The sequence below is a fragment of the Salinimonas lutimaris genome, from assembly GCF_005222225.1.
In the GTDB taxonomy this organism is placed as follows: Bacteria; Pseudomonadota; Gammaproteobacteria; order Enterobacterales; family Alteromonadaceae; genus Alteromonas; species Alteromonas lutimaris.
Map to the genome: position 1 here is coordinate 2,277,587 of NZ_CP036536.1, position 23,488 is coordinate 2,301,074.

General features: G+C 48.0%; 23 protein-coding genes. 8 read left to right on the forward strand and 15 right to left on the reverse strand.

The genetic code is table 11. The features are described 5' to 3' along the window. The first annotated feature begins 247 nt into the window (after positions 1-247). A complete protein-coding gene (locus tag EZV72_RS09835) occupies positions 248-802 on the forward strand; it encodes an HNH endonuclease (protein ID WP_137167084.1) in 555 nt (184 codons plus the stop codon). Here the strand turns inward: EZV72_RS09835 and EZV72_RS09840 are convergent. The 6 genes from EZV72_RS09840 to EZV72_RS09865 all read right to left on the reverse strand — a co-directional run bounded on the left by EZV72_RS09840 (position 799) and on the right by EZV72_RS09865 (position 7,640). After that, a complete protein-coding gene (locus EZV72_RS09840) occupies positions 799-1,680 on the reverse strand; it encodes a mechanosensitive ion channel family protein (protein ID WP_137167085.1) in 882 nt (293 codons plus the stop codon). The genes EZV72_RS09835 and EZV72_RS09840 overlap by 4 nt on opposite strands. A 112-nt stretch (positions 1,681-1,792) precedes the next feature. Beyond that, on the reverse strand, positions 1,793-3,040 hold the full coding sequence (locus EZV72_RS09845) for a glutamate-5-semialdehyde dehydrogenase (RefSeq protein ID WP_137167086.1): 1,248 nt from the start codon (positions 3,038-3,040) through the stop codon (positions 1,793-1,795). After that, the gene (gene proB, locus EZV72_RS09850; RefSeq protein ID WP_137167087.1) at positions 3,037-4,146 is read right to left on the reverse strand and encodes a glutamate 5-kinase; all 1,110 of its coding nucleotides are present in this window, start codon (positions 4,144-4,146) and stop codon (positions 3,037-3,039) included. Before proB ends, EZV72_RS09845 begins: the two co-directional genes overlap by 4 nt. A 13-nt stretch (positions 4,147-4,159) precedes the next feature. Further along, entirely contained in the window at positions 4,160-5,659 is a 1,500-nt protein-coding gene (putP, locus tag EZV72_RS09855; protein WP_137167088.1) for a sodium/proline symporter PutP, read from the reverse strand. Between the two features lie 432 nt (positions 5,660-6,091). Beyond that, entirely contained in the window at positions 6,092-7,090 is a 999-nt protein-coding gene (locus tag EZV72_RS09860; RefSeq protein WP_137167089.1) for a DNA topoisomerase IB, read from the reverse strand. Positions 7,091-7,106: 16 nt separating this feature from the next. Continuing rightward, on the reverse strand, positions 7,107-7,640 hold the full coding sequence (locus tag EZV72_RS09865) for a hypothetical protein (protein ID WP_137167090.1): 534 nt from the start codon (positions 7,638-7,640) through the stop codon (positions 7,107-7,109). A 425-nt stretch (positions 7,641-8,065) separates the two neighbouring features. Between EZV72_RS09865 and EZV72_RS09870 the strand changes: the two genes are divergently transcribed. Beyond that, positions 8,066-8,620 carry a DUF368 domain-containing protein gene (locus tag EZV72_RS09870; RefSeq protein WP_137167091.1) on the forward strand — a complete coding sequence of 185 codons (555 nt, stop codon included), beginning with the start codon at positions 8,066-8,068 and terminating at the stop codon, positions 8,618-8,620. A 19-nt stretch (positions 8,621-8,639) separates the two neighbouring features. Here EZV72_RS09870 and EZV72_RS09875 read toward each other — a convergent pair whose 3' ends face one another. The 4 genes from EZV72_RS09875 to EZV72_RS09890 all read right to left on the reverse strand — a co-directional run bounded on the left by EZV72_RS09875 (position 8,640) and on the right by EZV72_RS09890 (position 12,356). Beyond that, positions 8,640-10,124, reverse strand: coding sequence for a methyl-accepting chemotaxis protein (locus tag EZV72_RS09875; protein WP_137167092.1), 1,485 nt, complete (start codon positions 10,122-10,124; stop codon positions 8,640-8,642). 35 nt (positions 10,125-10,159) lie between these two features. After that, positions 10,160-11,008 carry a type 2 periplasmic-binding domain-containing protein gene (locus tag EZV72_RS09880; RefSeq protein WP_137167093.1) on the reverse strand — a complete coding sequence of 283 codons (849 nt, stop codon included), beginning with the start codon at positions 11,006-11,008 and terminating at the stop codon, positions 10,160-10,162. Positions 11,009-11,131: 123 nt separating this feature from the next. Then, the gene (locus EZV72_RS09885) at positions 11,132-11,821 is read right to left on the reverse strand and encodes an SDR family NAD(P)-dependent oxidoreductase (protein WP_137167094.1); all 690 of its coding nucleotides are present in this window, start codon (positions 11,819-11,821) and stop codon (positions 11,132-11,134) included. 10 nt (positions 11,822-11,831) lie between these two features. Then, positions 11,832-12,356, reverse strand: a complete 525-nt coding sequence (locus tag EZV72_RS09890) for a DUF2878 domain-containing protein (RefSeq protein WP_137167095.1) — start codon at positions 12,354-12,356, stop codon at positions 11,832-11,834. A 134-nt stretch (positions 12,357-12,490) separates the two neighbouring features. Here EZV72_RS09890 and EZV72_RS09895 point away from each other — a divergent pair, with 134 nt between their 5' ends. From EZV72_RS09895 to EZV72_RS09915, 5 genes are all read left to right on the forward strand, one after another. Then, complete coding sequence (locus EZV72_RS09895) at positions 12,491-14,113, forward strand: diacylglycerol kinase family protein (protein ID WP_137167096.1); 1,623 nt, start codon at positions 12,491-12,493, stop codon at positions 14,111-14,113. 77 nt (positions 14,114-14,190) lie between these two features. After that, positions 14,191-15,531 (forward strand): NADP-specific glutamate dehydrogenase, encoded by a 1,341-nt coding sequence (gene gdhA, locus EZV72_RS09900; RefSeq protein WP_137167097.1) that lies wholly within the window; start codon positions 14,191-14,193, stop codon positions 15,529-15,531. Between the two features lie 201 nt (positions 15,532-15,732). After that, positions 15,733-16,176 carry a hemerythrin domain-containing protein gene (locus EZV72_RS09905; RefSeq protein ID WP_137167098.1) on the forward strand — a complete coding sequence of 148 codons (444 nt, stop codon included), beginning with the start codon at positions 15,733-15,735 and terminating at the stop codon, positions 16,174-16,176. An 18-nt stretch (positions 16,177-16,194) separates the two neighbouring features. Continuing rightward, complete coding sequence (locus EZV72_RS09910; protein ID WP_137167099.1) at positions 16,195-16,377, forward strand: hypothetical protein; 183 nt, start codon at positions 16,195-16,197, stop codon at positions 16,375-16,377. After that, positions 16,374-17,693 (forward strand): DUF2254 domain-containing protein, encoded by a 1,320-nt coding sequence (locus EZV72_RS09915; protein ID WP_217495162.1) that lies wholly within the window; start codon positions 16,374-16,376, stop codon positions 17,691-17,693. Before EZV72_RS09910 ends, EZV72_RS09915 begins: the two co-directional genes overlap by 4 nt. Positions 17,694-17,732: 39 nt before the next feature. Here EZV72_RS09915 and EZV72_RS09920 read toward each other — a convergent pair whose 3' ends face one another. From EZV72_RS09920 to EZV72_RS09940, 5 genes are read right to left on the reverse strand one after another with little or no spacing between them, the layout of a single operon-like run. Continuing rightward, positions 17,733-17,894, reverse strand: coding sequence for a YqaE/Pmp3 family membrane protein (locus EZV72_RS09920; RefSeq protein WP_137167100.1), 162 nt, complete (start codon positions 17,892-17,894; stop codon positions 17,733-17,735). Positions 17,895-17,953: 59 nt separating this feature from the next. After that, entirely contained in the window at positions 17,954-18,379 is a 426-nt protein-coding gene (locus EZV72_RS09925) for a group I truncated hemoglobin (RefSeq protein WP_137167101.1), read from the reverse strand. Continuing rightward, complete coding sequence (locus EZV72_RS09930) at positions 18,373-19,248, reverse strand: DUF3034 family protein (protein ID WP_137167102.1); 876 nt, start codon at positions 19,246-19,248, stop codon at positions 18,373-18,375. The genes EZV72_RS09925 and EZV72_RS09930 overlap by 7 nt, the downstream gene beginning before the upstream one ends. Further along, complete coding sequence (locus EZV72_RS09935) at positions 19,188-21,527, reverse strand: bifunctional diguanylate cyclase/phosphodiesterase (protein ID WP_137167103.1); 2,340 nt, start codon at positions 21,525-21,527, stop codon at positions 19,188-19,190. The genes EZV72_RS09930 and EZV72_RS09935 overlap by 61 nt, the downstream gene beginning before the upstream one ends. After that, the gene (locus EZV72_RS09940) at positions 21,514-22,083 is read right to left on the reverse strand and encodes a methylamine utilization protein (protein ID WP_137167104.1); all 570 of its coding nucleotides are present in this window, start codon (positions 22,081-22,083) and stop codon (positions 21,514-21,516) included. Before EZV72_RS09940 ends, EZV72_RS09935 begins: the two co-directional genes overlap by 14 nt. A 448-nt stretch (positions 22,084-22,531) precedes the next feature. Here EZV72_RS09940 and EZV72_RS09945 point away from each other — a divergent pair, with 448 nt between their 5' ends. Further along, positions 22,532-23,482, forward strand: coding sequence for a transposase (locus EZV72_RS09945; RefSeq protein ID WP_137167105.1), 951 nt, complete (start codon positions 22,532-22,534; stop codon positions 23,480-23,482). The last annotated feature ends 6 nt before the right edge of the window (positions 23,483-23,488 follow it).

The following is a 23,488-nucleotide window of genomic DNA, read 5'->3' on the forward strand; positions in this document are numbered from 1 at the left end:
TTCAACAGGTCAGTCCGGTCCCCGCCAGCGGCACCGATTCACCGGCTTAGTCAACCGGTGAGAATGCCGTTACCCTATCAGCGAAATGCAGGCATGCCAAGCATCGGTTATCAATGCCCTGTTTTTTTAAAAAAGAATCAGTTAACAAATCGCTGGATTCAGGATAAATTAACCTTAACTGGTGGATTTTTCATCAATTTGCAATATTTCGACGTATCCTAGTAGTAGAAGTATGGGGAGAGCCAACATGCTGGTACTAAGACTAAACAAAGCGGGTATGCCGCAGGAATGGTTGAATATCGAACAGGCGGCCAGACTGTATTGTCAGGAGAAGGTGTTATTTGAGCTGGGCCGCAGCCACCGGGTTTTACACGGCGGCTGGAACCGGGCCGGTGAGCAGAGCACCATGCGCTTATCAACAATTATTGCCTGTGATGGGAAAATCACTGATTTATCCGGAAAAGTTGCCCTGACCAATCGGTATCTGTTTCGCCGTGACAATAGCCTCTGTCTGTACTGCGGTCACACTTTTTCACCGTCTGTGCTGACCCGGGACCACATTCTGCCCCGCTCCCGGGGTGGTCAGGACTGCTGGACCAATGTCGCCACATCCTGCCAGCGCTGTAATCATGCCAAGGGAGCCCGCACCCCCGAAGAAGCCGGTATGCCGCTACTGGCGGTGCCCTTCAGGCCCAATGTTTACGAGCGCTTTTATCTGATGAACCGGCGTATCCTGGCTGACCAGATGGAGTTTCTCAGCAGTCACTTCACCCGGCAACGGGAATGGGCGGCCAGCGCTTAACCGGCGCTGGTTTCAGAACCCGCAGCGCTTTCATGCTCAGCCAGCGCTTTGTACCACAGGTTCATCCAGTCAGCTGAGATCTTCTGCTGTAAGTCGTGAGCGGCGTCAGTGGGGCAAAACAGTTCAATGGTAACCACATTGTGAGCCAGTTCGTTAGTTTCCACACTGATGGTAGGGTCAATGTGAATAAATTCTACGTCCAGATGACGCTCGATAAGCCCTTTATAACGTTCTGCTACATCACGGTAAAACTCACAATGTGCCTTGGCCCGGGCAACAAAGGCCGGTAACAGGCTATAAGGATTAACCTTGGCCTCGGTAGTCAGTGAAAACTTATGCAGGTTATATCGGCGCAGGAAGTTAAGATTGCGCACCACTTGAGTTACCAGCTGGTTGTTGGGTACATAAACGTGTTTACCGGTGTAAGTATAGTTATCCGGGTCCACTTCCAGCAGCGCAGTTTTGGCCCAGTCCATTTCGACCACTTCACCCACTGCCTGATTGATTTGCACCCAGTCACCGACTCTGAATGGCTTGGCGCCCAGGTAGTAAATAAAGCCCAGAAAACACTGAATAAATTCCCGCATAGCGATGACAATCGCCACCATAAAGGCTGCAATCGAAATCGCCAGGCTCTGAATCTCAGAGCTCCACACCATAATAAGAATAATAAACAGTAAGCCGTTGGAGATCTGCTCCAGCAAATTCAGGGTGTGGCGCCGGTCTTCCCCCTTACGGCGGCTGCGCATGCGAATAAGACGAAGTACCAGCCGCTGCAACGCTAAAAACAAAATAACAATAACAGCGGAAGTCAGTAGTTTGTAATCAGCGGCAAACGCCAGCGTCTCATTCCACAGACTATGAAGGTCAAACTGCACGCGCGACTCCTTTTTATTAAATATTTGATGCGCAATAAAAAAAACACCGGGACAAAGCCCGGTGTTATTATGACTAAATCAGGGTCGGCTAACAATGCCGACCAGCTGTTATTTATTCCCTGATCTGACCTTCACCATTTACCAGGAATTTTTCTGCGGTCAGCGATTCCAGACCCATCGGCCCGTAAGCATGCAACTTGGTGGTAGCAATACCAATCTCTGCTCCCAAGCCCAGCTGGCTGCCATCAGAAAAACGCGAAGATGCATTCACCATCACTACGGCCGCATCCACTGCCAACTGGAAGTGCTGCGCTGTCTGCTCATTTCTGGTACAGATAACTTCAGTATGGTTACTACCAAAATCAGCAATGTGGTCAAGCGCGGCATCAAAATCATCCACTACACGAATGGCAATTTCCAGACCCAGATACTCTTCACCGTATGCATCCTCAGCCAGTACGTCAGCATTATCAAAGTACTGCGCACCTTTTTCATTAACATGCACGGTGACGCCTTTTTCAGCAAAAGCGGCTGCTACTTTAGGCAGAAAATCTGCAGCCACCGCCTGATGGACCACCAGCCCCTCCAGCGCATTACATACACCAGTGCGCTGCGTTTTACCGTTAAGCAGCAATGCCAGCGCTTTATCCAGGTCAGCATCTTTATCGACATAAAGATGACATACCCCTTTAAAGTGCTGAATAACCGGTACCTTAGAATTTTCAGTCACATAATTGATAAGACCTTCACCACCACGAGGGATGATAACGTCGATATAATCACGCTGTTCCATCAACTCCTGCATCAGGCTGCGATCAGGATTAGGGACAACTGTAATCAACGCCTTTGGCAAACCGTGCTGTTCCAGTACGTCCTGCAGCAGACCTGAAATGGCCAGACTCGTGTCCAGAGCCTCTTTACCGCCGCGTAGAATACAGGCATTGCCCGATTTGAAGCACAATGCACCGGCATCGGCAGTCACGTTCGGACGTGCTTCATAGATCATACATACCACACCCAGCGGAATGCGCATTTTGCGAATATCAATACCATTGGGGCGCTGCCCCATTGAGCGAGTTGAACCTATCGGATCATCTAATTCAATAATCACTTCGATACCCGCCGCCATATCTTCAATTCGCTCGTCATTTAAAATAAGACGATCGGTCATGGCCGCGTCAAGATTATTCTCTTTGGCCCGCGCGACTTCCTTTTCGTTTACTGCTTTAATGGTTTCCTTATTAGCACGGATTGCCGCAGCCATATCCCGCAATATGGCGTTCTTGCTGGCAGTGTCCAGCACTGCCAGTTTTTTTGCTGCCTGTTTTGCCTGTTGTGCTAACTCAGTAATTACACTCATTCCTTCTCCAGATTTGCTATATGCTGTTGTGAAATAATCGGACCGGTTTTTTCCTCAAACTCGGTAGCGAACTCTTCGTTTTCCTGTTTGGCAATAAAATTCAGCAAACAACTGCTGTAATTAGATTTTGCCTTGACCAGTTTGGTGCCATCATCCTTTCTTACCAGAATGGTGTCACCCACCGAAAACTCGCCTTTTACATCGATAATTTCACTGCTTGTTAATTTTTCAGTGTCGCTTTCCAGTGAGGCTTCAAAGTTGCTCTCAACAATGACTTCGCCCTGTGCGTTTGACGTATGACGCATCCAGTGCACATTTTCTTTCATCGGCACTTCGTAAGCCTGGAAGTGGGTTCCCGGATTCTTGCCATCCAGCAACATGTTAAACGACAATTCAGTAAATCCATTGATAATAAAAGTATCTATGCCATGCGAAACTGCTTTTTCTGCTGCTTCAATCTTTGTGCGCATACCACCGGTTCCCACGCCGCCTTCAACAGCGCCACCGGCCATGGCATAAATACTCTCGTCAATGTTCTCAACCCATGACAATAGCTTCGCATCGTCATGCTCATGAGGATTTTTGTTATATAAGCCGTCAATGTCTGAACAGATAATCAACGCGTCTGCATCAGCAGCCGCCGCAACCATCGCTGAAAGGTTGTCGTTGTCACCCACCTTCAGTTTATCCGTGGTGACGGTATCGTTCTCATTCACCACCGGCAAAATATTGTTGTCCATCAGACTGAACAATGTTTCCCGGATACTTACATAACGTTCCCGATCGCGAAGATCGGCGTGGGTCAACAGAATTTGCGACGTTGGAAAGTCGAATAACTTATCCCAGGTCGACATCATTTCCATCTGCCCCGCTGCTGCCATCGCTTTTTTTACCGCAATATCGGTAGATTCCTGTTCAGGAAACATGTGCGAGCCAGCAGCTACCGAACCTGAAGATACCAGTACAACCTGAATACCTTCTGCCCGACATTTAACAATAAACTGCGCAATGCTAAGCAAGTAATGACTACTACACCCCTGTCGATTAGGGGCAATTAATGCACTCCCTACTTTAATTACAATGCGTTTCCAATTTGCACGATTCATAACTTCAATCACCTTAAGACTGTTGTTCTGCTAATTTCCGGGTCGCTTTCAAATATGTTTGTTTAACGTTGTCTGACGGCGCTTTATCCAGCGCAGAAACAATCCACAACGTTGCCATACTTACTAAAAACCCCGGTATAATTTCATAAACTTCACTGGTCAATGCCTTACCGTCAGGTAGCACAGGTGCATAAATCCAGAACAGCACCATTGCTGCGCCGGTAATAATGCCCCACAGAGCGGCTTTTTCTGTCAGGTCCTTTTTATACAGACAAAACAGGACTAATGGACCAAATGCGGCGCCAAAACCTGCCCACGCGTTGCTTACCAGAGATAAAATGGTATTGCTTGAATCCATCGCTAATAATAGTGCAACAAAAGCCACACCGGCTACGCCAAACCGACCAATTTTTACCGTTTTCGCGTCATCCACCTGCTTACTCGACACCACGCGATAAATATCTTCTGTCAGCGAACTTGCTGAAACCAGCAGTTGCGACGAAATCGTACTCATTATGGCAGCCAAAATCGCAGCCATCAGAAACCCGCTGATTAACGGATGAAACAGGATCTGCGAAAACAGAATAAAAATCGTTTCTGCATCATTGACCTGCAAACCAAACTGATTGGCATAGGCAATACCCACGAATCCGGTCGCCAAGGCGCCGATAATGGTTACCAGCATCCACGACATACCAATGTTCCGCGCTGTGCTCACCGCCCTGACAGAACGGATTGCCATAAAGCGAACGATAATATGAGGCTGACCAAAATATCCCAGCCCCCACGCCAGACTCGATAATAAACCAATCGCAGTCAGGCCTTCCCAGGACTCAAGAAAGCCCGGTACCGATTCCATTGCTGCCGCATTCATCTGCGCGGCACTATCAAACTGGGTATATGCCACTATAGGTACTAATACTAACGCCACAAACATAATGCAGCCTTGTACAAAGTCGGTCATGCTTACTGCCAGAAAGCCGCCAAGTAAGGTGTAAGACACCACAACGCCCAGTGTGATCAGCAATCCTGCCTGATAATTCACATCAAATGCACTGACAAACAGCTTACCGCCCGCCACCAGGCCTGCTGACGTATACAAGGTAAAAAACATCACAATAATCGCTGCAGAAACCATTCTGACTGCCGAACTTGATTGACCAAACCGTTTGGCGAAAAACTCAGGCACCGTCAGCGAGTCATCTGCCACCTCGGTGTAAACCCGTAACTTAGGCGCAACCAGTAAGTAATTGGCTAACGCACCGGCCAGTAATCCAATCGCAATATACATAGCGTCAAAGCCGGTCAGGAACATAGCGCCAGGTAACCCCATTAGCATCCAGCCGCTCATGTCAGAAGCGCCGGCTGATAATGCGGTTACCTGCGGACTGACCTGACGCCCACCTAAAATATAGCCCGAAATATCGTCAGTTGAGTTTTTATAAGCAAACAGTCCAATTCCCAGCATTGCCAGAAAATAAACTGCCAGCGATATATAACTTTCAATTGGCATAGTAAGGAACGATCTCCTTTCTTTTGCGAATGTTGGCTGAGTCCGTGAGCCGCAAGTGTCATAACGACGTCAAATCAGGCACCCAACCTTTAATTTGAACTCAAACTATATCAGCCCAATCATACCAATTGCAAATCTGGTAATGACTTTATAACTAATTAAAGACTGGTTCAGGCAGAATATGCACCCACCCTGCTATTAACATTTCCATACCTGCTATAACCCCCTGCAAGCTTCGACTTTAGTGTTTCAAAAGAACATTTAAGTTAATAAAAACGGTGTTTAAAAAATGTTAAGACAAGCTATTTTCATGCAATTTACTTTGAAAAGTATTCATTTCAATTGAATGTTATACAAGTCAGTGAAAATAATTAATTAGCAGGGCTAACGAATGAGTCTTGCTGTGCAAATCCAGAGTTTCACCACTAGTCTTTATTGAGATGGGGTAATAACACGCGACAACAATAATTCTGAATGGCTCAGAATGTCGTTGTGATCTTTCCCACTTAAATATTCTGCGACCTGTTCGGTAGTTTTTTCTCGCTGTTCATGATTATCGACCAGAGAAATAAGCTGAGGATGCAGGTAGTATTTACGACACACCGTCGGGGTGTTGCCCAACATTCGGGCAACATGTGAAGTCAGGCTGGGCGCCCATTTTCTGCGCTGGTTTTTGGCAATATACTCCCTGACCTCCGGTAAACTTAACAGCCCGTAACGGCTGGCGCCCCAGGTACGAAAATCTTTGCAGGTAAAGGCCTCTCCCAGATGGCTATGGATAAAGCCGTTGACATCACTGGCATCCACATCATGCCAGCCATTTTTATCTTCGTAGCGAAACAGTGCGTAGCCGCGTTCATCGGCGCTTTGCGCTACCAGATTTGCCAGCTCAGGATCTTCAATATCCACCCGTCGGTTTTTATTGTGCTTACCAATAAATGCCAGCTGCACGGAGTTATCATTGTGCTGAACGTGCTTACGTCTGAGCGTGGTAAGCCCGAAGGTATTGTTAGACTGGGTGTATTGCCGGTTGCCTGCGCGTAAGCCGGTATGGTCGAGCAGTAAACATACCAGCGCCAGCGTTTTTTCTACCGGCCAGTCTGGTTGTTCTACCTGCTTCCAGCAATATTGTCTGAACTCGGGTAAAACCAGGCCAAACTCACTGAGTCGCTCGAACTTTTTCCGCTGTTGACTGGCATGCCAGTCAGGATGATAAATGTACTGTTTGCGCTGCTTTTCATCGTAACCGGTGACCTGTAAAGCCTGCTTTGGATCCTTAGCAATCCGGACCTGCTCCCATTTAGGTGGAATCACCAGTTTGTTTATCCGTTGCAATACCCGTTTTGCAGTAATTTTTGTGCCTGAGGCATACCGGTACACAAAGCCCTTACCGCTTCGTTTGCGGGAAATCGTGAGCTCATTACTATCCACACTGACTCCTGTTAAATTAGGTCTGATTGTCACACCATAACCGGGTAACGCACGCAATCTTCTGGCCAAACCGGTAAGCGATCTGCTCTGCCGAACTGTTCAGCGTATCCATTCGGCGTACCGTATTTCCTGATATTGCCTGGCTGTTGTACTGATCATGCCCCTCATCCTTTTCGGTGCTGACCCAAATCATATGGTGACGGGCGCAAAACATGGATAAATCCAGCAGCGCGGTTATTCGCTGCATACCGGATAACTGAAGGGGAACCAGACCCGCCGCCACTTTGTTTTGCCAGGCCCCTGTGTCAGCTAAACTCAGGCTGGCTTGCTTAAACTGGGAAAACTCATGCTGCTGAATTGACGCTGACGGCCCCTGATTAAAAATAAAACCATCGTAGTGAGCCATCTCAGACAACTCATTTATGGCTGATTTTATACTGAGCGAGTTGACCGTTACGCTCTGACTCTGGATGCCTTCCTTAAGCAATTGGGTGGTGGCTAGTCCATCAGCAGCCCCGTCCTCACTGATAATTGCCAGGGATGGCTTCATACAGTTTCTCCAGCAGTAGTCAGACAACAGAAAAGCATTTCTGAGGCCTGTTATTAGAATATTTAATTTAGCAGAAAAAGCGCCAAAGGCCTGTCCGGTGCCTGTCTGAAATGCAACTTATATTATTAAGATAAGCAATTTGTTCGCCAGTTTGAAATACAACTTTTTTGCGCCGTAACGCCCCCGATATCTTGGCAAGGACCCGACATTACCGGTGTAATAAGCATTCCACAAACCCGAATTTGTGAGGGAAAATATTGCACATGACTCGAAAATGTTTCTCACTTTTTACCTTAAACATCCCGCAGCAGCCATGTTCATTCTTTAATTCAACGAGTTAGCGGCCGGCATACATTTTGATTGTTATTCCTCATTAACTGCGTTGTATTCGCAACGATGTTGGTCAGATAAAAAAATGGTGTGTTATGAGTTATAAACATACGCTGGAAGACATGCGCTCGAGTTTGCTTGATCATTCAGCAACACAAATAGCAGCGGTTTACGATAACGAACAGGATGTACAGGAATCGGTGAATGAGCTGACTGCGGTAGCAGATGTTGGTCAACACCAGATTACCGTAATCAATCCTTCCGATATGGATTTCAGTGAAAAACTGGAACAGGATAGTCAAAAGCTGAGCAGCCGGATGTGGTACAGCCACATCATTTCTGGTGCGGCCGGTTTAGCTGTCGGGTTAATTGTTGCGTGGGTACTGGTAAGCGTGGGTCCGGCGCTGACCCAGAATAATCCTTTGTTCACATTTATAGCAATGATAAGTCCCGGCGTGTTTATTGGTTTATTTATGGCAGGCCTGTTTAACCTGCGGCCTGACAGAACTGAAATTATTGATATGGTCCGCCATGCTATCCGCCGTAAACATTTTGCTGTTGTGGTTAACCTGAAAAAATCACAACAGGTCAGCAAGGTTTCTTCATTGCTGGCAAAACGCAGTCACAAGGTAACTGAAGCGCTGGCCTGAATAACCAGACCAACGTGTGTCAGGCCAGTTTGAACTGAGATAATTCCTGGCGAATATCCTGACTAATACTGTCTAAATCTTCGCTGAGACGTTCAACGCTTTCAGCATGACAGGACACCTTGTTGGTGATGGTGATGATAGATGTCACTTTTGCATCTACATCGCCGGCAACTTCTCCCTGTTGCTGGCTTGCATGCGCTATCTGCTGGTTCATTTCATTGATAGTAGCAAATTCGGCAATGATTTCCTGCAGCGCACCGATTGCATGGGTTGAATCAGCAATAGTTTCGCTTAGCAACGCACGGGTTGTGTCCATCAATCCGTTTGCTTCTTCAGTAGATTTTTGCAGGTTATTGATGATCCGCTCAATTTCGGTTGTGGAATCTTGCGTACGCTGAGCCAGCGCCCGGACCTCATCCGCAACGACAGCAAACCCTCGACCCTGCTCGCCGGCCCGGGCAGCTTCAATAGCCGCATTCAGCGCCAGGAGATTGGTCTGTTCGGCAATACTTTTGATCACCTCGAGCACAGAAGAGATGTCCTGACTGCGTGATTTTAAATCAGTTATTTTTTCAGACGTCTGGCTGATTTTATCGCCCAGACTATGCACCTCATCAATGGTTCTGCGCACTTTCTGGTTTCCCTGCTCGGCCAGCCCGGCACTGGACAGCGTGGTCTGAGAGGTCCGCGCTGCGCTTTGAGCAACCTGCTGACTGGCAACCGTCATCTGACTGATGGCGACTGAGACCTGACTGATTTCATTTAACTGCTTTTGGGTTTCCTGAGCGTTGGTCGCAGTATTTTGCTTAATTTTAGCGGTACATTCCTCAAGCAGACCGGCCGCGGCAGATGTACTCACCATCAGCTTATGGATGTGACTGATAAACACATTAAAACCAGCGGCGAGCTGCCCTATCTCATCATTTGTGGTCACACTGAGTCGGCGGGTAAGATCCCCGCCGCCCCGGGCAATTTCATCCATCGCCGCACCTATCAGCTGTACCGGGCGAGTCACAAACCGGGTCAGAATAAACCAGTTCGCCAGCTGCAGACTGAACATGAGTATCACCGCAATTACCAGCAGTGTCAGTGCCAGTGCACTGAGCAAGGCGGCATTGCTGTTCATATCAAACTGAATCACAACATGCCCGACCACCCGTTCGCCACCCCATAATACCGGCACCCGATTGCTCGACAGATGTGGCGCGGCATTAACCAGTTCACCAGCAATGACCTTATCCCGATGATCAAGCACCTGAATAGCAGCGATATGAGGAAACTGTACAAATGAATCAAGAATATCTGCGGTCAGGGCGCTGTCATAGGCAAATACGGGCTCTTGCAGCACCACGGCCAGCGCTTTACTGGAATTTTGCATCTCATTGTGAAGACGATTGTCAAAATAACGGTTGGCCATATAGTAGCTAACCGAAAAAATCACCAGCATAATTATTGCACACAGCGCAGACAGACCCACGAGTGATTTTTTCTGAATTGTATTCATAAAGGCGTATATCCTTGTTAGCTGCACCGGTTGAACTAAAGCTGACTAACATCAAGCCAGTATTGCGGTTCATTTACGGGAGTATCCTGATGTAAAAATGGATTATCTATGTGAATAATATGGCGCGCAGGCAGGTTTGCCTGGTTAAATATATCTTTGATCATGGGATGACTGAAAAACATGGCATCGTAGCTGCCATCGGCGATGGCCATTTGCATGCCCTTTTCTATCAGACTGAGCAGACGGCTGTTATCTTTATGCAGATAGAAATGCATAGCGTGCGGGTAAACCAGCATAATGCCGGGCTCTACTGCCAGTTTCAGGTTTGCATGCCGGATGATTTCTGTAAAAGGTTCATGTACTGCGCGTGGAAAATAGTCATAGCGCTGACCTTCCAGCATGGGAAATAAGTTAGCGTACTTGATGGTGGTCACAGTGGGCAGATCTGCGTTTTGCAATACTGCGGTATCTCCCCAGAAGCGACCTTGCCCGGCGCTGAATTGTTGTAACTGCGCCAGGGTGGTTACGTTGGCAAACCGGTGCTGCTCACCATCCCGGATGATAAAGATGCGATGGCCGAGTAAGCCTTTTAAAATAGGAATTCTGACCGCCGCCAGACGCTTATCTTTTTGCTGATCAGCCCCCGCCCACATGATATCCAGCCGCTGCTGCTCAACCTCACTGACCAGCTGAGCTTCATTCATGGGCTCAGTGGCCTGCTCAAAGGTGATGTCCGGTGCTGATTTGCTCAGCGATAATTTAAGTAGTGAATAAATAAGCTCCTCTTTTTCACCCTCTGCGTGCCTGACTGAGACCGGCTCTGCCAGCACGGCCTCTGCACAAAACACCATAGCAACTAATAGCTTTATCCATTTGCCCAACATCTTTTCATAAATCCTGCTGTTAACTTCTTAAAAGATTGTTCAAAAAGTCATTTTGCGCAAGCAAGGTGAACGAGAAATGGCACAAAAAAAGAGCCTGAGCGGCTCTTTTTCTGGGCAGGAGATCTACCAGTTAATTTTTTCCTTATCACGAAAGAACTGACCAGTGGGTCCGTCTTTCTCCAGCTGCCCGAGCCACAGTGCAGTTGCGGCACCCTGTTCCGGGGTACGCGGCGCATCTTTCCCCCCCATCCGGGTATGTACCCAGCCAGGACACATGGCATTTATTTTAACATTTTTGTCGTCACCCACGTCATTAGCCAGTTTGAGGGTTAATGCGTTAAGCGCGGCTTTACTGACCGCATACGCCACCGGACCTTCCATTTTTTCGGCAAAGGCTCCCCAGCCCGATGTCACATTGATGATTCGTCCGTAGTCCCGCTCAATCATGCCAGGCAGTATTTCTTTGATTAGTGTCAGCGGACCATTCACATGGACTTGCATTGAGCGCTTGAACTTAGCTATATCCAGCTCCTCCCAGCTGCCGTCATCAAGTACGCCGGCATTATTCACCAGCACATCTATTCGCCCATAAACCGCCAGCGCCTGGGTGATCTGATCTTTCACATTCTGATCGTCAGACAAATCCATCTCAATGACATGAATGTCGGCACCGACAATATCTTTTTTTACCTCTTCGCCCGCTTCTTCATCGCGGCAGCCCATCAGTACTTTAAAACCGGCCTGAGCAAAGCCGCGGACCATCTCCAGTCCAATTCCACGGTTACCGCCAGATACGAATACAATAGGTGTCATAAACCCTCCGTTATTTTGTTGATGACATGCTTGTGTGGGTTTTGCTTTCAATAAACATACATAATGGAAATACACCGGCCCAGACGACAGCCAGCAAACCCAGCGTAATACTCAGCTCCTGGTCAAAGGACACCGCGCCAAAGCGCGCCCCTGCCCAGTAGCTCAATGGTCCGAAAATGGCGCCCAGCAGTGCACAGATCACAGGGTGGCCCTGTAAATAATTCAAGCTATACGGCAAGGTGAGCGAAAAACCCGCCCATAATGCAAGCAGCCACAATGGTATAGGCAGCCCGAATCCGGGGGATGAAAAGACAAAGATACCGGCCACGGTAAGGAGGCTGTCGACCACCAGCCCAAGCAACACAACCAATACCATTAAAACAAGATCCGGCCCGCGCCGGGCGCTGAAAACAAAGAAAGCGGCCAGCAAGCCAACCAACAGCCAGCTGTACGCGTACTGAGTAAAAATAGCCAGAAACCAAATGGTCTGAAACCAGATAAAATTGACAACTTTATTAAGCGTCTGACTATTCATGGCAAATAAACTGCATTAGACATGACCAAAACAATCCTGTTTGTTCATTTATACGCTGAAATTACAGATTGTTACGAGGTTGTAGCGGCTTGGTTCACCGCCAGTCCTGACAAAAAGATTAAGGAGAAGTCATTTTGAAGATGGTCAAGTATTATCTGTTGGGTATGCTGATAGCAGCACTGGGTGCTGTATTTTTACCTCTCATACCAGCAATTTTATGTGGCTGGATAGCGTTTTCTCTACTGGCAGTAAGTGTGGCTTACCTGTGCAACCTGCCTTCTCTGTTCCGAAAACAGGAGGATGGCTCGATTCCCTTTTATGTTCGCTGGCTTTATATTCCGTTTTTACTCGGGACAGGCGCTTACAACCATTTCGCGCGCAAGTACGATAAAGTGCCGGCTATTCAGCAAATTGATGACAACCTGTTTCTTGCCTGCCGTTTGTTCGGTAAAGATGTAGAGCAGATGAAACAGGATGGCGTATCGGCCATTCTTGATGTGACCGCCGAGTTTGATGGTCTGGACTGGTCTGCGTATCAGCAGGACCTGGCCTATCTGAATATTCCGGTGCTGGATCATACCAGTCCCACCGAGACCCAGCTTAATACCGCGATTAACTGGATTGAACAGCAGATTGACCAGGGCCGTAAAGTGGTCGTGCACTGCGCACTGGGGCGCGGACGTTCTGTGCTGACGATGGCAGCTTATCTGCTGGCCCGTGATAACACGTTATCGGTGATGGACGCGCTTAATCAGATTCGCTCAGTGCGTTCAACAGCCCGGTTAAATAAACGACAACTGCGCTCCTTGACCAAAATCAAACAGGGCGGCCGGCTCAAACTGACCCGAACACTGGGTCTGATTGCCAACCCTGTTGCCGGTGGCGGCAAGTGGAAGCAGGAAAAAGACACCATTTTATCGATGCTTAATCCGCATTTTAAAGTGCAGGTATATGAGACAACTGAAGAGATAAATGGTGAAGCGCTGGCAGAACAGGCATTTAACGATGGATGCAAGATCATTGTGGCTTGCGGGGGTGACGGTACTATTACAGAAGTGGCCCACCAATGCGTGGATCGTAATGTAAAACTGGGCATCATTCCGCTGGGCACGGCCAACGCCCTGAGTCAGGTGGTACATGGCTACTACTCAAAAATTGTTCCGATTACCCATGCCTGCGAAGTCATCATTGACGGTCATACCACCAAAATGGATACCGCCCGATGTAATGATAAGCTGATGCTGTTGGTGGCCGCTGTGGGCTTTGAGCAACAAATGATAAGTTCGGCCGACCGGGAAGAAAAAAATAATGGTGGTCAGATGGCTTATCTGCGCGGCTTATGGGATGCCATTAGTCAAAACGAAGCGGTGGACCTGAAAGTGACCTTCGATGATGAGCCAGAGCAGACCATTCATACCCCCAGCTTTGTGGTTGCCAATGCCGCCCCGCTGACCACCGCACTGGCGCAGGGCGGCGACGAGCCGGATGTGACCGATGGCAAGCTGGATATTACCTGGCTTACGCCTCAGGAAAGCGCGGAGACCCAGTTTTTATCGCTGGCCGAGCTGGTGTTCAATAACGCCAGCGAGAAAAAACAATCTCAGCGCATCAAACATAAACGGGTAAGCCGGGTTTCGCTGCAATTTTCTCAGCAACGGGAATATGCACTGGATGGTGAGATAATCGAAGCTGACCACATGACCGTTGAGGTCGACCCGGCCAGCCTGATGATATTAAGTTACAGACAGACTCAGTAATTTTATCGGTCTGCGCTGATCATCCTGTGGACCACTCAGGTACACAGGTTATCAGTTAACCGGCAAAGGAATTACTTATGAGTCGCGAATCTAATCTTGATCAGTTAACTAACTGGCTGCAGGCACGCTATCATGATCAGACCGAATATTTACAGGCCACCAGCGAAATTGCCCGCGATGTCATTGACGTATTTAATGCCAATGAAGCTTATAAACAGTACGATGTCTTGCGCAGACTGAGTGTGCCTGAACGGATTATTCATTTTACAGTGCACTGGCTTAATGATGATAATCAGGTTGAAATTCATCAGGGCTGGCGGGTACAGCACAGTGGCTTGATTGGCCCGTACAAAGGTGGCCTTCGATTCCATCCTACGGTCAATGAGTCTATTTTAAAGTTTCTGGCCTTTGAGCAAAGTTTTAAAAACGCCCTGACTGGACTGCCTATTGGCGGTGCTAAGGGCGGCTCAGATTTTAACCCCCGAGGTCGTTCCGAAACCGAAATTATGCGCTTTTGTCAGGCGTTCATGACTGAACTCTACCGTCATATTGGTCCTAATACCGATGTTCCGGCGGGTGATATTAATGTGTCGGGCCGCGAAATTGGCTTTTTATATGGTCAGTACCGGCGCATTTTGAATCAGTTTGGCGGTACACTCACCGGCAAAGATATCAGTTTCGGCGGCAGTCATGTACGTACAGAGGCAACCGGATTTGGGTTGATTTACATGTTGGAGGCGGTGCTTGAAACCCATCAGACCCCGCTCAAAAACAAAGTGGTAGGTATTTCCGGGGCCGGTAATGTGGCCCTACATGCAGCGTTACGTGCTACACAGCTCGGCGCGCGGGTGGTCAGTTTGTCAAACAGCCGGGGCGCCTTGCTCAATGAGTCAGGGTTTAGTGAAAACAGCCTGACCCAGGCGATTGAGACCAAAGACCAGCACAACAATATTCTGAAAGCCTTAAGTGACGACGGTCATGGCGATTACCAGGCCGACGCCAGCCCCTGGCAGCTGAATATGGACATTGCCCTGCCCTGTGCCACACAAAACGAAATCGATGAGCCAGCAGCACAAAAGCTGGTTGATCATAATGTACGCTTTTTGCTGGAAGGCGCCAACATGCCCTGTACCACCCGCGCGCACCAGGTGCTGGCCGAAAACAAGATTGTTTATGTTCCGGGCAAAGCGTCAAATGCAGGCGGGGTGGCCATTTCCGGTTTGGAAATGTCCCAAAATGCGGCCTTTCGCCGGGATTCTTACTCGGATATCGATACAACCCTGAAACACATTATGCGTTCAATTCACCAGCAGTGTTTGCAGGAAGGTCAGCGTGACGGTGAAATTAATTATGCCAAAGGTGCCAATATTGCGGGCTTTCGCCGCTTAGCTGACGCCATCGTCATGCAGGGGTTGTAATTCAGTTTACCGGTCACCCATTTGCACAGTACTGTGTAAGAACTTCCTTTTTCTACATGAAGCAGCGGTAATCATCACCGCTGCGTATCTTTACCTCCCTGTTTAACCTAGCTTTTTTTGAAAAGTCCTGAGCTGGAATAGTTTTGGCATTACTCATCATGAACTGGTTGGTATGTCATGTTGAAATGGAGTTAGACGAAGATGAAAATTTTTGAAGTACTGCGAGAAGATCACGATAAGCAGCGTTCATTGCTCAATATTCTGGCTGAAACCAGTGGGGATACAGAAGTACGCCGGGAGTATTTTCAGCAGCTGAAAGACGAACTTGAAAGTCATGCAGTTGCCGAAGAACGGCATTTTTATTCACCGTTGATGAAGTCTGACAGCGCGATAGAGTTATCACGACACGGCATTGCCGAACATCATGAAATTGATGAGTTAGTTGAGACACTGGAGAACACAGACATGAGTTCACCAGCCTGGCTGACGCATTTAAAAACATTAAAGGAAAAAGTAGAGCATCATCTGGCCGAAGAGGAGAAAGAGTTTTTTCAGGTTGCCGGAAAAGTGCTTTCAGAAGCCGATAAAGACGAACTGGCCCGGGAATATCGCAAGGAAATCGAAAAGGAAAAAGAAAAACACTAAGTATGTAGAGGTAAGATTATGCTTCTCTGGGTAGTCATTATTCTGGCAATTGCGGCGTTTATCGGGTTAATCAGTCTGGCCGGACTCTCCGGGACATTCACCGCCGTTGCACAGTTCATGTTGCAGATTATTGTGTTACTTGTTGCTTTTGGCATGATAGCGTCAATGATCTTTAAGGGCCGTTTTAAGCAGTATAAATGATCAAAAAAACATCGGTAATGTTGTCACAGTTCAAAACTGTGTGGGAAGGAATTAGTACCAGCTACTGGTTTATACCGGTGTGCATGATGCTCTTTTCACTGGCTTTATGTGCATTTTGTTTAGGTACAGTTAACAGTATTAGTATTGCCGACTGGGCCCGCCTTATCTTCCCCAGCGTAAGCCAGAGCAGTGCGCAGCAGATTTTATCTACTATCGCCAGTGCGATTATCACTGCAACCAGCATCGCATTTTCTATGACCCTGGTGGCTCTGACTATGGCCTCCTCACAGTTCGGCCCTCGCCTGCTGCGCACGTTTATGCTGGATAAGGGCACGCAGGTAGTGCTGGGCTTACTGGTTTCAACATTTTTGTTTTGTCTGATTGCACTGCATCATCTGGGTACTGACTCCCCGTCGCCTAAAAGTCTGGATTTACTCAGTGGTATTTCGGTCATTCTGGCTATTATCGACGTGTTTTCAATCATATATTTTATACACCACATTGCCCGCTTCATTCAGGCCGATGAGATTATTCATCGCTGTTACCGGGACTGTCTGAACGACATTGCCGTGTTGCTGCCCCATGAGCAGTCCAAAGCAATCCGGGCTTTGCCAGAAGAGTTACTGGACAAGCGTGGCGTTGAGACAAAACTGTTTGCCCGCCAGGCGGGTTATGTTCAAACCATCAACTATACCGGCCTGACCAGCAGTAAAACATTGTCTGGCCTGACCGGCATTACGCTGCTGGTACGTTCCGGCGATCATGTTTTTCCCGGAGCTCATATTATGACCATTCACGGCGATCATGAGTATGATGATAACGAACTCAATGAATTTCATCAGAACATAATTCTGGGGTCACGCCGCACGCCAGTGCAAGATCCTGAATTTGCTGTAGGACAGCTGGTTGAGCTGGCGCTGCGGGCTCTCTCCCCCGGTATTAATGATCCGGTCACTGCGGTTACTTGCCTGGACAAGCTGGCGGCCTGTTGTATTGCAATGGAAGAAAGGCCCTTTCCGGCGGCACATATCCTTAACACTGACACACAGATATGGTTAAGCCGCCGTACCTTTACCCTGCAAAGTGTGGTAGACACCACATTTGACCAGATTCGTCAGGCCGGCAGGACACATGTCGCCATAGCCCTTAAAATTCTGGATTGCCTGAAAAAAATGGAAGCCCATTTTACTACACACCATCACAAGTTGCTGTATCAGCAGGCACAGGCTACGTATGAACTGGTGGCCGAGGAGTCTGTCAGCCAACGGGATATTCAGAGTCTTAAACAGGCATACAGTCATTTTAAGTCAATATAAAAAAAACGGCCGAAGCCGTTTTTTTTTACTCGTGTCAGATTAGTCACGGGTGGCAATAATGTACACCGCATGAATAATGCCCGGAATGTAGCCTAGCAGGGTAAGCAGGATATTTATCCAGAACTGAGCGCCAATACCCACCTGCAAAAATACACCTACTGGCGGAAGTAAAATTGATAACAATATACGAATGATGTCCATGCTAAATTCCTTAGTTATTGATTTATACTCACTGGAATGTAGCAAGACCCTTGCCATCATCATCGATACAACATGGATGCGCGCATTGGCGCTAACTCAGCCAGGATTTTATTTCTTGTAGTATAGGGAACTCCGGCGTCCTGCATGGCATTTATTAATAACTCAACGGTCAGGTTAAAATCGCTCTCACTGATATTCATACCCTGATGCACCACCTGCATCGACTCTCCCTGGTATTCACAGGGCCCGCCGGTTTCAACACACAGATGCTGAGCAAAATGGGTCCTGAAGCGCGCCACATCACTGCCTTTGAAGAATTTCAGAATTCTGGGCTCCTGTTCAATCCGGCTGATAAAGCGATCGGTAATGGTATAAATACCGGATAATCCGCCGACTTGCTGGTATACCGTTTCAGACTGTTGAGGCATTGCTGAACAAGCCAGAAGCAGGCCGGTTAGTAAAAGTGTTAGGCCAGGCTTCACCATAACTGGCCCCCTAAAGACAGGTAGATTCCCTGCTGATCATCCAGTCCGGCAACCGAGCCCAGGTCTACCCAGGCCATCGTAATATTGAATAATTTGGAGGGAATATATGTAACAAATACATCCCTGATAGCAGATTCTCCTATTGCCAGATTATCTGGCCGCTGGCGGTATTCAATGCCAATAGCAAGATGATCTGATAACAGCACCGCCGCACTGCCTTCGCCGACCAGTTTGCGGTTGTGCCCCTGTTGATTGCCAAAACCCAGTAAGCCCAGCTGATTAGCATCGGTATAGCGAATGGTTGCATTCCACACCAGGTTGTAACCGGCCACCATGCCAAGATGCACCCGTGTGGCCGCCAGATACCAGTCTGTGCCGCTGGTGTGCAATACGCCCAGGCTGGAAGCAATGTGACTGTCCTGCAGGTGTTTATATTGAATACCAGCGCTGACCTGTGGCCAGGCAGAGTAGACAACATCGCCATAAAGCCGGATTTTTGCGCCGGCCACGGTTTGTGCAATATTGGTATTTAATGGTTTTACATCCAGATTAAGCCGGGCCAGAGAGATCTCTACCCGATCATAAAACGACAACGCAGCACCAAAACTGTTCAATCTGAAGTCATCAACACTCAGGCGGGTAGCATAGGCGGTAGCAGACGTTTGTGAGCGGCTGTCATAACCGGTCAGCGTGGCCCAGGGCACCACACCACCGCCGCCGCTGCCCTCAATCTGGAGCAGACCGGCTGTAGCGATAATTTTACCGGTACCGGCGCAGGCATTGAAGCCACAAAAAAGCAACAGCCAAATTAGTGCGTAGCCGGCACTTTTTCGGCTTGCTGTTTCAGGTATGGTGTACGCTTGAGCCATAAAAGCATGTCCTTAACCGACTGTGGCTTGCTGATATAATAACCTTGCGCCATGGTGCATCCCCAGTCCTGTAATATGTTGAGCGCCTGCTCATCTTCCACGCCTTCGGCAATGACATTGAGCTCAAAAATAGCCGCCAGAGACAGCACTGTATGCACAATACGCTGATCATCAGTATCATTAGACAGATTCAGTACAAAGCTTTTATCAATTTTTAGTGTGTCTACCGGCAGGTTTTTCAGGTAGGCCAGTGATGAGTAGCCTGTACCAAAGTCATCTATTGCCAGTTTGTGGCCGGCTTCTTTCAGTCTGCTCAACGTTTCACTGGCTTGCCTGGCATCAGCCAGCAAATCACTTTCGGTGATTTCAAGTGCCAGATCTGCCGGGGTGAGCCCATGCTCTTCCAGTGTTCTGCTCATCATTGTCAGCAGAGCCTCATTCTGAATATCCTGAGAAGAAAGATTAATTGCAACGGTGAAGGTATATCCTGCCCGCCGGAACTCAGCCAGTTCCCTGATGGTGCGGCGAATAACCCACTGGCTGACTTGCTCAATCAGGCCGGCTTTTTCTGCGATGCCAATAAATTCATCCGGCGGTACAAACCCCAGCTTGGCGTTATTCCAGCGAATCAATGCTTCCATGCTCACTACCTGCATCGTGCGTAATGCCAGTTTAGGCTGATAGACCATGGATAATTCATCCCCATCCGCCGCCAGAGACTGTTTGAGTTCGGTAATAATAGACAAACGCCGCAGATATTGTTCCTCCAGCGACGTTTCATATCGCACCAGCCAGCGATTGCTACGATAGGCTTCATCAAAAATAATATTAATCTTACGAAATACATCTTCCGCATCATCAATATTTTGTGGACACCAAATTTCGGCGATCTGAATTTTGACCGGAATAATTAATGTGGAACGCTCAATGGGCTGTTCAAGAATCAGTCTGAGGGTTTCCAGCTGTATTTCCTCAAGTGGCTCATCAGGGATATACAAAATCTCCCCACCGGACAAACGGGCACAAATTCCAGGCCAGCGTAGTAAGCGTGTTGAAAGGGTTTTAATACAAAAATCCCCGTTTGCATAACCGTATAAGTCGTTGATGGTCCTGAAACCGACAACTTTGATAGCCAGCACCTGAAATGAGCGGCTGTTCTGCAGTTTTTCATTGACCATGACCTCCGCTCTGGCCCTGTTGATCATCCCGGTTAACGCATCATGCTCAGCCTGATAGCGTATCCGAGTTTCACGCTCACGGATCTGTACCTGCATCTTTTCAAAGGTAGTGGCAAAATGGGCTAGCTCGCTGACGTTGGCATCAATAGTCACGCTCTGGGTATAATCCCCCCGGGCGATGTTGTGCGCCGCAGCTAATAACTGATCGACCGGCTCGCTAAGCTTTCGCGCCTGATACATGCCAACCGCGAGCGCCAGTGCAATGCCGGAAAGTGCCATCAACAGCACATTAAGTTGCAAATCCAGAAACTGATCCAGTACAGGGCGAACATCATGGGCAATATACACATTAATGCCATCAGGCAAGCTTCCACCAGTCAGCGCTGCCCGCACCATATAGCCTGACGTCTGTTGCAAGGTAACATCAATCCAGTTCAGACTCTGGCTTCCCTGTAGCACGGTCATGGTAGTAAGCTGAGTGAGACTTGAGGCAATCACCGCTTCAGGCTGGCTGTTACTGCCCAGCACAATCATAATCTCAGAATGCACAACCTGTGACAGACGACGCAAAAATATGTCATCCAGTTTAAATCCGACACCGGCAATCTGAGTGACACCGGCCTTTTTCACCGGCAACATTATCAGCTGATAAAGTTGACCATCTAAAAACCGGTATGCCTGTGTGCCACCGGTGCTGTAAATATTCTCAATGAAGGTTTGATCGCGAAGCATACCGTTGTAATCAAAACATGGCGATACCGAACAGGTCATAGAATAGTTACTGTTAATGGTAAACAAAATATCGGCCCCAATCCGGCCAGCATGATTACCCAGAGCCGACTGAAGGGTGTCTGCATCCTGTGTGGCCAGGGCCTGAATAAAGCCAAAGTCGGCAGTCAGCACATGGGCAGCCGTGAGCAGCTGATTTTGACGCTCAATCAAAGTTTCATTTAATACGGTAGAGGCAATTTCGAGACTTTCGCCAGTCTGTGTTTTGACCAGATTGGTGGCTGCGCTCCAGACCACAAATAAAATCACGGTGGCGGTGATAATAATACCACCGAGCAAAATACGTATTATCCGTTGATTAAAACTGAGCATCAGGCCGATTCCAGGTCAATGAAACATCGCCAAAAGAACGGCTGCCGAAGGTACGCGAAGCAGGTTTAATTTCGGGTTTTAGCGCAATCACAATTTGCTGACTAATCGGGACAGTCACCGATTCAGTGCCACTCACCGATAGCCGGGGATGCCAGACACTGGCCTGGGTGAGAGTATCCGGTATTATCGCCTCTCCCTGCTGATTAGTCTGCCAGGCTTGGGAGCCAGGGCTGACAAAAATGAATCCTTTCATCTGATCATGAATATTGCAGGCGAGCGACACCACGCCGGGCTGATTAAAAACAACGTCAGGTTCGCGTGAATCGCCATACAACGACAGCTCAAATGTTTTTGTCTGCGAAAAGCTGTAAACATGATGTCGGATATTGTCGCTATTGGGAAAACGAACCGTCTGGCCTTGCTGTATCAACAAAGTGGAAGGAAGAAACTGTTTATTTTTCTGATCCATTACGCGCAGCCTAGAAGATTCATCCACCGCACTGTTGGCAACAAAAATAATCGCATCAGGCACCGGCAACCCTTGCTCATCAAGCACCGATATCGACCGCGTAGCCGCACTGACACTGCAAACACTTAGCAGGCAAAAGGACACCAATAACCTTAGAATACACCACCTCACTCACAACAACAGCCACACCAGTGCACCGCAAAACTCCAGTAACAGCTTTAAATATAGAACAAGATTATGGGTTAGCGAGAAAGAAACTAAGAATTGCCGCAACGCCGCGAGATAGCTCAGTATAGCTGCTTTAAAGCAGGGTGAGTAACGTGGAGTAACGTGGACAGTCACTTCGAACGCTTTGAAGCAGGGTGAGTAGCTTGGAGTAACTTGGACAGTCACTTCTCTGAGCAAATCGGACAGTCACTTTTTAATCAAGATGAGCGAAGCATTAACCAAGACATTCGCCCCTACTGACGTACAGTTGGATTTTTAGTCAACTCATGCACAATCGTTCAATGGTACTTTTCTTTCTTCAAACGATATGCCCAGACCTCGTAAGTGTCTTATCAATTTAGCAGATACATCTTATTACCACTGCGTGTCTCGCTGTGTTCGAAGGGCATTTCTATGTGGTAAAGATAAGTTGACCGGAAAATGTTACGAGCATCGCCGCCAATGGGTAGAGGACAGAATACTGCTGCTGGCTGAAATATTCTGTGTGGATGTGTGTGCTTATGCCGTCATGAATAACCACACTCATCTGGTATTACGCATTAATAAAGTCAAAGCAGATGCGTTATCTGTCGATGAAATTATCCACCGATGGCGCAAATTGTACAAAGGTGTGCTGTTAATCCAGCGGTATAGTGACCCTTGTCAACGCGAAGTATTATCGGAGGCAGAAATTGCGACAGTAAAGAGTATCGCTGAGGTTTATCGTCACCGTCTCTACGACATTAGCTGGTTTATGCGGTTACTTAATGAATATATTGCTCGCCTGGCCAATAAGGAAGATGATTGTACTGGCCACTTCTGGGAAGGGCGATTTAAATCGCAGGCCTTACTAGATGAAACTGCGCTGGCTGCCTGTATGGCCTACGTGGATTTAAATCCAGTCCGGGCTCAACTGGCGGATACAATCGAGAAGTCTTCACACACAAGCATTTGTAAACGCATCAGAGCTGCCAGGGTGAAGCGCCAACCAACCCAACTGCTTCCCTTTGCGGATAAACTGAAAAATACAAGGTCCGATGGATTACCTTTCCAACTTGAGGACTACTTCGCATTGGTAGAGTCAACCTGCCGGCACTTTCGTCCTAAAAAGCGAGATAAAATTGATGATACAGTCTCACCCATTCTTACTCGTGTTGGGTTAGAGCATACTGACTGGCATGCGATAGTATCTGGAATCGAAACAGAGTTTAGAACAAACGTCAGTCATGAAGATTTTATACGTAACCGTAACAAGCAACGAACATATAACTCAGTCTGAAATCGA

Coding starts and splice junctions, on each gene's coding strand:
- EZV72_RS09835 (WP_137167084.1), top strand. CDS start 248: ATGCTGGTACTAAGACTAAACAAAGCGGGTATGCCGCAGGAATGGTTG.
- EZV72_RS09845 (WP_137167086.1), bottom strand. CDS start 3,040: ATGAGTGTAATTACTGAGTTAGCACAACAGGCAAAACAGGCAGCAAAA.
- proB (WP_137167087.1), bottom strand. CDS start 4,146: ATGAATCGTGCAAATTGGAAACGCATTGTAATTAAAGTAGGGAGTGCA.
- putP (WP_137167088.1), bottom strand. CDS start 5,659: ATGCCAATTGAAAGTTATATATCGCTGGCAGTTTATTTTCTGGCAATG.
- EZV72_RS09865 (WP_137167090.1), bottom strand. CDS start 7,640: ATGAAGCCATCCCTGGCAATTATCAGTGAGGACGGGGCTGCTGATGGA.
- EZV72_RS09870 (WP_137167091.1), top strand. CDS start 8,066: ATGAGTTATAAACATACGCTGGAAGACATGCGCTCGAGTTTGCTTGAT.
- EZV72_RS09875 (WP_137167092.1), bottom strand. CDS start 10,124: ATGAATACAATTCAGAAAAAATCACTCGTGGGTCTGTCTGCGCTGTGT.
- EZV72_RS09880 (WP_137167093.1), bottom strand. CDS start 11,008: ATGTTGGGCAAATGGATAAAGCTATTAGTTGCTATGGTGTTTTGTGCA.
- EZV72_RS09885 (WP_137167094.1), bottom strand. CDS start 11,821: ATGACACCTATTGTATTCGTATCTGGCGGTAACCGTGGAATTGGACTG.
- EZV72_RS09890 (WP_137167095.1), bottom strand. CDS start 12,356: ATGAATAGTCAGACGCTTAATAAAGTTGTCAATTTTATCTGGTTTCAG.
- gdhA (WP_137167097.1), top strand. CDS start 14,191: ATGAGTCGCGAATCTAATCTTGATCAGTTAACTAACTGGCTGCAGGCA.
- EZV72_RS09905 (WP_137167098.1), top strand. CDS start 15,733: ATGAAAATTTTTGAAGTACTGCGAGAAGATCACGATAAGCAGCGTTCA.
- EZV72_RS09910 (WP_137167099.1), top strand. CDS start 16,195: ATGCTTCTCTGGGTAGTCATTATTCTGGCAATTGCGGCGTTTATCGGG.
- EZV72_RS09915 (WP_217495162.1), top strand. CDS start 16,374: ATGATCAAAAAAACATCGGTAATGTTGTCACAGTTCAAAACTGTGTGG.
- EZV72_RS09920 (WP_137167100.1), bottom strand. CDS start 17,894: ATGGACATCATTCGTATATTGTTATCAATTTTACTTCCGCCAGTAGGT.
- EZV72_RS09925 (WP_137167101.1), bottom strand. CDS start 18,379: ATGGTGAAGCCTGGCCTAACACTTTTACTAACCGGCCTGCTTCTGGCT.
- EZV72_RS09930 (WP_137167102.1), bottom strand. CDS start 19,248: ATGGCTCAAGCGTACACCATACCTGAAACAGCAAGCCGAAAAAGTGCC.
- EZV72_RS09935 (WP_137167103.1), bottom strand. CDS start 21,527: ATGCTCAGTTTTAATCAACGGATAATACGTATTTTGCTCGGTGGTATT.
- EZV72_RS09945 (WP_137167105.1), top strand. CDS start 22,532: ATGCCCAGACCTCGTAAGTGTCTTATCAATTTAGCAGATACATCTTAT.